15 protein-coding genes are annotated in these 8,863 nt (G+C 56.9%); 1 reads left to right on the top strand and 14 read right to left on the bottom strand.

Annotated features, from left to right (window positions below; translation table 11 throughout):
• Positions 1-190 (top strand): hypothetical protein (locus OSO_RS52120; protein ID WP_010586421.1); only part of this gene is annotated, 190 nt, incomplete at its 5' end.
• Between the two features lie 89 nt (positions 191-279).
• Here OSO_RS52120 and OSO_RS48725 read toward each other — a convergent pair.
• The 14 genes from OSO_RS48725 to OSO_RS51410 form a co-directional block, all read right to left on the bottom strand.
• Entirely contained in the window at positions 280-753 is a 474-nt protein-coding gene (locus tag OSO_RS48725) for a putative signal transducing protein (protein ID WP_237729371.1), read from the bottom strand.
• Positions 754-898: 145 nt separating this feature from the next.
• The gene (locus OSO_RS52810) at positions 899-1,066 is read right to left on the bottom strand and encodes a hypothetical protein (RefSeq protein ID WP_449329011.1); all 168 of its coding nucleotides are present in this window, start codon (positions 1,064-1,066) and stop codon (positions 899-901) included.
• Positions 1,067-1,122: 56 nt separating this feature from the next.
• Entirely contained in the window at positions 1,123-1,548 is a 426-nt protein-coding gene (locus OSO_RS0128670) for a hypothetical protein (protein WP_010586418.1), read from the bottom strand.
• 49 nt (positions 1,549-1,597) lie between these two features.
• The gene (locus tag OSO_RS0128665) at positions 1,598-2,005 is read right to left on the bottom strand and encodes a hypothetical protein (RefSeq protein ID WP_010586417.1); all 408 of its coding nucleotides are present in this window, start codon (positions 2,003-2,005) and stop codon (positions 1,598-1,600) included.
• 52 nt (positions 2,006-2,057) lie between these two features.
• On the bottom strand, positions 2,058-2,498 hold the full coding sequence (locus OSO_RS0128660) for a hypothetical protein (protein ID WP_010586416.1): 441 nt from the start codon (positions 2,496-2,498) through the stop codon (positions 2,058-2,060).
• Positions 2,499-2,522: 24 nt separating this feature from the next.
• Positions 2,523-3,182, bottom strand: coding sequence for a hypothetical protein (locus OSO_RS0128655; RefSeq protein WP_010586415.1), 660 nt, complete (start codon positions 3,180-3,182; stop codon positions 2,523-2,525).
• Between the two features lie 14 nt (positions 3,183-3,196).
• The gene (locus OSO_RS51045) at positions 3,197-4,045 is read right to left on the bottom strand and encodes a hypothetical protein (protein ID WP_157605503.1); all 849 of its coding nucleotides are present in this window, start codon (positions 4,043-4,045) and stop codon (positions 3,197-3,199) included.
• 644 nt (positions 4,046-4,689) lie between these two features.
• Positions 4,690-5,076 (bottom strand): hypothetical protein, encoded by a 387-nt coding sequence (locus OSO_RS0128640; RefSeq protein ID WP_010586413.1) that lies wholly within the window; start codon positions 5,074-5,076, stop codon positions 4,690-4,692.
• A gap of 10 nt (positions 5,077-5,086) precedes the next feature.
• Positions 5,087-5,947: a hypothetical protein gene (locus OSO_RS0128635; protein ID WP_010586412.1), complete on the bottom strand. Its 861-nt coding sequence runs from the start codon at positions 5,945-5,947 to the stop codon at positions 5,087-5,089.
• A gap of 62 nt (positions 5,948-6,009) precedes the next feature.
• Positions 6,010-6,540: a hypothetical protein gene (locus OSO_RS0128630; RefSeq protein ID WP_010586411.1), complete on the bottom strand. Its 531-nt coding sequence runs from the start codon at positions 6,538-6,540 to the stop codon at positions 6,010-6,012.
• Positions 6,541-6,545: 5 nt separating this feature from the next.
• Positions 6,546-6,890, bottom strand: a complete 345-nt coding sequence (locus tag OSO_RS0128625) for a head-tail adaptor protein (RefSeq protein WP_010584445.1) — start codon at positions 6,888-6,890, stop codon at positions 6,546-6,548.
• Positions 6,890-7,522: a head-tail connector protein gene (locus OSO_RS48720; RefSeq protein ID WP_010586410.1), complete on the bottom strand. Its 633-nt coding sequence runs from the start codon at positions 7,520-7,522 to the stop codon at positions 6,890-6,892. The genes OSO_RS0128625 and OSO_RS48720 overlap by 1 nt, the downstream gene beginning before the upstream one ends.
• A gap of 40 nt (positions 7,523-7,562) precedes the next feature.
• Positions 7,563-7,820 carry a hypothetical protein gene (locus OSO_RS0128615; protein WP_010586409.1) on the bottom strand — a complete coding sequence of 86 codons (258 nt, stop codon included), beginning with the start codon at positions 7,818-7,820 and terminating at the stop codon, positions 7,563-7,565.
• Between the two features lie 115 nt (positions 7,821-7,935).
• Positions 7,936-8,863, bottom strand: a 928-nt coding sequence (locus OSO_RS51410) for a phage major capsid protein (protein WP_010586408.1), incomplete at its 5' end; no start/stop codon positions are given.

The raw sequence follows: 8,863 nt of genomic DNA, 5'->3' as shown, positions 1-8,863 counted from the left end.
GGTTGAATTGGCGGTTGTCCATCTGCAGACCGATAACGATGTCGCCCAGGCTGGCCATGCGGTGAATCCCTTCACCACATGGCCGTTTGCTGCGCTCGAGAGAAACAAAACACCGTTCAGGACTGTGCTGAGCCAGTTCCGAACGGCGCTAGTTACCCTTGTTCGGCTTCCGAATCAATTTTTGGATTGAAGTTGGTTGTGACTACAGATTGCTGCTTTGAGAACCAACAAGGCGACGATTACTGCAGGTGGAATGAATGCCATCCACGGAGGATTTTTTCAGGGTCCGAATCGCGTGTAAACGTTGAATGCAGAAAGAAGTTTAATTGTGACGATGAGAACAATTGGACAGAGAAGGAAGAGCCCGATGAGCAGCCGCTTGCGATTCCGTAATCGACTGAACGCCGTTGGCGTGAGAGAAGCTTCGTCACCTTCATCAGTGAGTTCGGTACGTCCGCTGCCATCATCAGCAGGAATCGCGTTCGATAGTTCAGATTGATGTTGAACCGAGGCGTGCGTCTCTGAATTCATTCGCAGAATCTTTCGAGCACGATCTACATCAAGATCCTTAACGAGTAGTTTCACGCCGCCAATGGCATTGGCATTTATCCAAGCCACGCTCGCCACCGTCTCGCCTTCAAGGTCCGCTTCAATTCCTTCACTTTTTAAATGCAGCTTCGCGAGGTTTGCTTCATCGACGGACCAATATGAATTCAGTTTGACAAAGCGTGTTTCCATGGTTGTTTCGATCACCAATTCGAGAAGTTGTTGGACGATCTATTTGGCGTGCTCACACATCCTTAACACAATGATTCTTGCACAAATCATCTTGGCCTTCGAGGGCAAGGTTGTCTTCCCAGGGATGTCAGCGTCATTTGTGCTTGTGCCCTATTCGCTTCTACCCGCCGAATCCGGCGAGGATGGCCGCCGCGTTCGCATCGGGATCGAAAGGCGGCTCGGGGATGTGATGTCCCCAGGTTCGGAGCGCGGTGTCGATATCCAAATCCTTACCGCAGGCCCCGGCGATCGCCGCCAGGATCGTGGCCAACGGGCGATCGCGATCAATGGCCCGATTCGGTTCAAGGGCGAAGTACTCACGCCATTCCGCGAACTGATCGGGCGTTAGTTCGTCGAGGAGCTGGTCGACGTCGGGCCGTCCGCAGATGACCGCGAGTCGATAGGCGTCTGCTCTCCGCTCGCGGATGGCAAGTTTTTTGAACGCATCCGCAATGACGTGTGAGCTGCAGCCTGCTCGTACAGGATGCCAGCCAGCACGCTATCGAGTTCCGCTGCCTGTTCTTCGTTCAGCAACCGATTGCCTTCCTCATCGCTGACGGTCATCGCGATCAGCTTTCGGCGGGCACTCTTTAGCCGATGCGGATCGATGTCGATCGTGCCAGGCTTCCAGGATGCGGCTTCCTGGTTCGCCGATTCCTGCTCTGTGATCGAACAGCAGTACAGCGTCAGGCCGAATTCTTCGAGGCCGGTGAACGGGACGACACGCCGTTTTCCGGCGGCTTTCATTTCTGCAAAACTGGACGCGGTCATGATCCGACTTTCGATGAGTGATGAAACGACAGCTCGCGTGTCGAGAGCGTTACTGTGCGGCCGCGAGTTTCTTTTCGCGGTCGGCCCTTAGCGCCTCGATCTGACCAGGGCTGGCATCGAACTGGGGATTGCCGGTCATCTGGGCGAGCTCCAACTGATCACTGGCTTCAGCGGCGGCGACGATCTTGACGTCGAGGCTTGCACTGCCAGGCATGACGCGATTCGCGCGTTCGGCGCAAGCCTGGTCAACGGGCTCGGCTCGGCCCATCGCGACCAGCAACCAAGCGTCTTTGTGCTCGATCACGGTGCCCGCCGGTGCCGTCACCTGGCGTTTGGCGTCGAACTCAGCGGCAGTGATCTCACCGGCATGGAATTGATCTACCAGGGCTCTCAGATCTTCCCATCCCTTCAATTCGGGGTTGGTGATCAATTCGTCACGAAGCAAGCGGCACTTCATATTTCGATCCATCGAAAAAAGTGTGGAAGAACAATCGGCGATCGCCGGGCGATTACGTCACGGTGGGCAGGCCGTCGATGTCGCCTTTGACGTCGAGGCTGACACCCTTGTCCATGTCGATTTTCGGAGTCAGCTCGATTCCGGCAGACGTGAACGAGATTGTCTTGGAGGGGGCCGGTGTCACGCTGCCGAAGATCGGCGTCGACGGCAGCACAATCGCCATGGCGTTTTTGATTGGCGTCGTGACGATGCCAAGTAAGGCGATGTGTGACGCGAGCGCCGGGTCCCACCACAACGTCGCTCCGAAGTCAGATCCATCGACCCAGCCGTTCATTTCCTTCGATTTGCCCGCTCCGGCCTGGTCGAAGAAACTGGAATCATACGACTGCGATTTCCAGCCTGGTGGCGTGATCGCAGTCGCCTGGGCAATCGTGGTGAGAACTGTGGCGATCGTCATTTGCCACAGCGTGCCCTTCGATCGGTATTGTGCCATTGCCTGCCTCTCCACGAACTGAACTTAGATCGTCGACGTGTCTTCGAGCCAGCCGATTTGGATCTTGACCACACGCGGTTTCACAGCCAGGCTGTGCCCGTGATCCTCTTCCTTGTCGTTCCAGCTCCCAAGAATGTCGACCTGTACTATTTGCACCGCGAGCGATGCGCCGGGCAGATCCCACAAGAGGGGCGTCTGCGACACGGCAAGAGCTGGTGAGACGGTCAGGGTTGTTGCCGAAGTCCTGGCAGTGACTGTGCCGGAATAGACCAGAACCCCGTTGCCATCCCGCAAATGGATTTCCTGGCCAACCAGGTCATTGGTCCAACCGGTTCCGTGTCCGACGATCGTCGGATCTCCCGCTTGAATCAGAACGGTTCCGGGCGCTGTGAAGATCGTGGCGCCGAACGGAATTGCCCGAAACGCGGACGCGACCAGGTTTCCGATCTGGATCGACTTCGCAAACTCCAGCGCTTTAATCACGATGTCGAACCGCTGAAACTGCAGCGGCGATTCTTGACCATCGATCTGCCGTTCGCGGTCTTGGGGATCGGCTTCAATCCCGATCGCGGGCAAGTCCTTGTCTGTAAGCGGCACGAAGTCGCCCACGTGGACGCGGCCACCGACCGAGTTGAACACGGGTTGCTTCATCAACAGAAACGTTCTGAGGGCTCGTTCAAGCATGATCGTCCTTTGCTCTATGTCCAGGGGTTAGCAACGAAGCTCACGTCGAGAGAGATCTTGCATGGGCCGATGTTTCCGCTGTCGTCAAGACAGCCGGATACGATTACTCCGTCCCCCTCTGGGTCTAGATTGATGTTTGGTCTGGTCGTGAAAGGGCTGATACCAAGGTGCTTATGTCCCCACAGCCAATTCCCATCAACGTCCCAGACGGACATCGAGCACGGGGAGCCGTTGCGATATCCAGCCGAGTAGACATTTCCCGATTCGTCAATGACTCCGTCAACCCCCTTCAGTCCCCTTCTCCACAGCTTGACGCCATCTGGTCTGCACAGGTGCGTCACACCAGCCTGATGCAACACCATGTTGCCAGATGCGTCGGCGTTGATCGAATTGAACGGGTATATGGCATCTGACCTCGTCGAATACCAAAGGTCGCTTCCCTGACAGATGAAGTACTCTCGGCGATAGTAAAACCTCCCAGCATTGACCACTCCTGTATCCAGCTTTCCTCCGACAGGCGGGTAAATGAATTGCGTGACAAGGCCGCCCGACGTCGCACCGGCCCACATGCTGACGCGATCACCAACGGCAGCGCCAGCAGGCAACCTATACCCCACGTTCGATGGACCGGACGGAATGCAATCAGTGTTGACGGTCAAGGCTGCTGCGGTGGTCTGTGTTGATCCAGTACCAGTAATCCACTCTGACGGAAGTGACGTCAGTAAGTCGGGCGCTGAAAATTGCAATGTAAAATCAGATATCGCCGTCGAGCCACCGATCTTAACTTTGCCGCGAATCCCGTATGGGTAGCTTTCATCAAGGGCTTGTCCGCAAAAGTAGTCGGCACCGTTTGCACGACTCATCCTCATGATCTGACTGAAGCTCGGTCCAGGTCGAGAAATTGTGCTCAACGTTGGTGGAGCTGAAAATGGAGACCGCCAATCATACAGCTCCATCAAGTACCTGGTGGCCGTGACCACGACGTGATAGTCGCCGACATCATTGATCGTGAAATCGTATGAACTCGCAGTGACGCCTAGAGTTGGCATGGTTCTTATGGCAATAAGAGATCCCGTCGTGTCAAGGACAGTGAATTTGTTGTATTTCATGCACACAACGTGTCCGGTAGACGGGTCTACGACAATCTTCTGGACGCTATCGCCTGTGTCGTAGTCCCACAAAAGTTCGCCGGTTTCGATATCGAAGCAGACGATCGACCAGAATCTGCTGCCGTCTGTAACCCGATCACCGCCTGTGTACACTCGGGCGGAGTCCACCTCTTGGCAAATCACAGATCGATTTGCGAAGAACGAGCTCCTCTGAAAAAAATCGCCACGCCAGACGGTGTTTCCGCTGAGATCATACTTGCGCGTGGTGTAGTCGCAGATGCAACCTGTGCGAGCTCCTGGCATGTCAACCTTTCACGCGTCGAAAGCATCGAACAAAAGAACGCCACGGGCCGTATTCGCTGCAGCGGGAACGGTCGCGTTGGCCATTTCGTCATTTTTCAGCATGCGGCCCAAGTGATCATCCAATCGCCGTCGATCCGTTTGATGCGAACATAGGTTCCGACAGGGACCCTGAGTGATCTGTCACGATTGACGATCGTGAACGGTCCGTCTGTCGTGCTCGGAATCATTGCCTTTGGCGTCGTCACACTGGTTGGATCGACGCGGTAAGGTTGAAATGTGCAAGTCGTCGGATTCGTCCAACCCAATGCCGTTGTTGTCGGTGGGTTGAGAATGGAAGTTGTCAGGCCCTGCCATTCGGCACCTGGTTCATAAACACGCCGTTTGACGGCATCGGTATTTGACATTTCTGCCAAGACGCGGCGGATAACCGTTTTTAAGACTTCCAGAAACCGCTTCGACATCAGGTACGCTTCATCAGCCATTGGTCAATCCTCACAACGGCAACGAAAGACTGGAGAAGGCGATCGCAGAGGCGTGATCAACCTTGATGAAATTGCAGGCCGCGGGACGTGCCGAAAGAGGAATTACTTTGCCAGGTGTCCCGGACGACGCAGCGTACAGCGGCTGCGGATCTTGGACCGGCTCGCCGTCCATGGTGATTCGCACCAGGTTCGTGCCGTCGCGTTGCCACAGGCCGGCATTGACGGGTTGTGGTTGCCAGCCGAGTTCGTTGTAAATGATGGTGTAGGTCGACGCCCAGTAGTGGTAGTTGCTCTCAAACGTTTCATCGCTCGTCGCGACGAGCAGCAGCGTCTCGGGATCACAACCCGCGAATGGGTCAGAATTGATGCAACCGCTGAGTGCCAGAAACTGCGCAAGATTGAATGTGTCGTTGGATTCGTTCCGTTGCCACACGATCGTCGGTTGATGATGATTGACTTGCACACCACCATCGAATGGGCAGCCCGCTGCATCCAGGATCAATTTTCCGTTTCGATCTTGGAAGATGCTCCTCTGGGTCTCTGTTGTGAAGACTCGTCGCTTGACCGGACGTTCAGTCGGATCTTCGGCGAACTTGGGCGTTTCGGTCGAGTATTCGACGCCCACTTCCCAGTCGTAGTACGGGTCCTGATGGAACATCCTCTCATTGGAGATCTTGCGAACCAAGGCATTCGGAAATTCAGGATGTGCATTCCCCGGAAGGATGTTGAGTTCGACGATCACCTCATCTAGGTTCAGGTATCCGCCGGGATTGCTGCACCGATATTTTCGCTTGTATGTCTTCACCAAGCGGCCTTCACTGGTGACATCGTAACCGCTTGTGTCTTCGATCAGATTGGCAAAGAATGACATCGGACATCAACCGGGGGACGAACGGAAACAGATCACACGCCAAGCGCGAATTCGATGCGCGGTCACTTGCCCATGGCTCGAATGACCTCTTCCATCCTCTGGCGAGCTTTCCGCTCGATCGCGGTGCGGATGTTCGCGGCCGAGGCCCCGGCGCGGCGGACGGCCCTGACGGGAGAAATGCCACCGACGTAGCGACGCGGGGATTTCGTGTACCTCTGGGCGGTGCCCAGGGCGAACCAGTGGACGTTGTTGGCCGAGATCCCGACGCCTTTGCGAGCCCCGCGTCCTGCTTTGCGTTTTGCCGCCCTGGCGGCCCTCGCCCTGGTGTTTTTTCCGACACCGAAACCGGCCTTCGCCATGGCCCCAAATTGGGACTTGGTTTTCGTTTCAAGACGCTTTCCGACGGTGGCCTTCAATGCCTTTTTCAGAGCGGGGCTGATCGGTTCGGAATCGATCTCGCGACGAATGGATTTTGCCAGGTCGGCCAGGCCCGCATTGACGGCGGAGCGGGCGACCTTGTTTGATTCGCGGGTTGCCAGGCTGGCCAGCTTGCGATCAATCGACGCGATACCCGTGAGAATGCGTGTGGCCATGTCCGTCAGTGCCTGCAGAGCATTTCGACTTCGCGGTTTGATGCATCGCGACGGTAGGCGGCTTCAATGTGGAGCAGCTCGCCGGTCACTTCCAGGAGCAGCCGCATTTCGCTGGTGATCGCCAGGGCCTCGGAGCTGAATGGCAGACGGACCAGGTGGGACACGTCCGCGTCGACGATGCCAGCTCGAGTAAATTCCCGCTGGCCTTTGAAAATGACTTCCGCGAATCCAACCAGGTAGGTTTCCCAGTTGTCGGGGGACTCGACCGCCATCTCGCCCAGGACGTTTGGCGTGGCATCCTGTTTGAGACGTTGAACGACGATCGGATCGCGGCGCTTTGAAGCGGGCATTATCGCACTCCCAATGGAGCGCCGGACCACAGGCCAAATCCACCAGGGAACTTGGGATGGATCGGCTTCGCGGTCCAGATCGATTCGAGCATGGCCGCGTTTCGCACGCGGTACGGTCGGCAGAGTCGATCGAGCGTCGTGTCGCCTTTGATCTCGACCGGTTCCGAGTTCTCGTAAAGCTGAGCGGCGATCAACAAGATTGCATGCTTCAGCGAAGCGGGCACAGACGCGGCGTCGGCATAGCCGCAGTCATAAACGATCGTGACGCTGGCCGGACCGTCTTGTGAGACGGGCCAGACCATCGGGTAGTTCGGCTCGATCGAGCCTGGTTCGTGCGAGACGTCGACCCGAAACGTGGTGAAGGTCTGCGTCGTGCCCGTCGAGTCGACATAGCTGACGGACGTGATTGCTCGCAGTGGCGGCTTGGGCAGATACAGGGCCTCGTCCCCCATCGGGAAACCCCGGCGGGTGATCGAGCGACCGCTGATCGGAATCAGCGATCGCCAGGTGTCGGCTTCGACCTGTTCGCGTGCGACGGAAATCAGCGAGTTGAGCAGCGCGTCTTGATGGCTGTGATTCAACCGCAAGTGCTGTTTGAGCGTCGCTAGTGCTACAGGTTCTGTCGTCGACATCGATCAATCCTTGAGGCCTGCATCGTCAGATCCGGCGAGGTTACCGACGGTTCGATCCCCCGCCCTTCGTTGCCTTTTCTGCTCCCCCCTGCCCGCCGTCCGGACTCTTGGGAGGTTCATCGACAGCGGCTTCGGACGGCTCAGGAAACACGGTCAATTCGTCATCGGTTTCGACGGCGGACTTCTCGGTTTTGACCAGGCGTTTGAATTGATCTTCGTCGACTTCCACGACATCTCCGATCGAATGGACGCGATCGTTGAGAATGACCGACGCCACAGTAAATTTAATTCGCAACATGTAGGACGCTCCGAATGTTGAGGGGTAAAAGTAAACACGGAAGAGAGGCGAAACATTGCGAGGGAGCTGGTCCGGCGAACCGAAACCAGCTCCCTCTTCTCGGGGGGGTGTGCAATTACAGGCGGATCATATCCACGATCTTGCTGAACGATTCAGGGTGCTGAACGGCGATGTCCGTGTCCTGCAACATCGTCACTTTCAGATCGCCTGCGGTGCTGTTCGAGTACGGGTCGACGATGATGTCGATTCCGCCCCACAAGCCGATCAGCATGCTCGCCCAGTTGCCGAACAGCATGGCCGTCAGGTTGGTGCCGCTGCCTTTCGTCAACGTCTTGCTGATCAAGGTGGACGACTTCGCCTGGTAGCCGTTGATCGTGTTGTCCGCTTCCCAGAGGAATCCTGAGTACTGCGAGCTGGCGATCTTGGTCACCGTCTTCATCTTGCCCTTACCGACCTGGCTGGTCAGGTAGCCCATGTTCTGGCCCATGGCATTCGCGTCGTTGATGGCGGATTCCATCGCGACAACCGAGACCCAGGTTGGATCGGTTCCGTTCGTCCCCAGCGGGACCGTGGCAATCGAGCTGTTCGCGAACAGGCCGGTGGGCTGATTGCTCGAACCAGTCCCGTTGAGACCGCCGTTATCGATCCCCAGGGCCATGAACCACAGCATGTTTCGGCGGATCATGTTCTCGACGTCGAGGCTGGTCTGGTGTCGCATGCGACGAGTGATCAGCGTGTAAGCGCCGAGCGTCTTCGCGGCAAGCGTCACCTGGTCCAACGTGGGATTGGACTGCGTCGGGGCGGTCGATTCACCGACCCAGTAGGTTTGGATGTTCGAAGCCAGGCGTGGGATTGCGAGTCCCCCCACCAGGTCACCGAGGAACGTTGCCCCGAGCTGAGCCAGGATTGGCAAGGCCTTCAGCGAGTCGATGAAGCGGCCCGTATCGAGGATTGTGGGGATACCACCCACCCCGGCGGTCGTATCGAAGACACGGCTTTCCGATCCGCCCATTTTGGAGCGTGGATCACCTTTGTCGAAGGCT

Source organism: Schlesneria paludicola DSM 18645 (assembly GCF_000255655.1).
In the GTDB taxonomy this organism is placed as follows: Bacteria; Planctomycetota; Planctomycetia; order Planctomycetales; family Planctomycetaceae; genus Schlesneria; species Schlesneria paludicola.
This window is presented reverse-complemented; position numbering and strand designations above follow the sequence as displayed.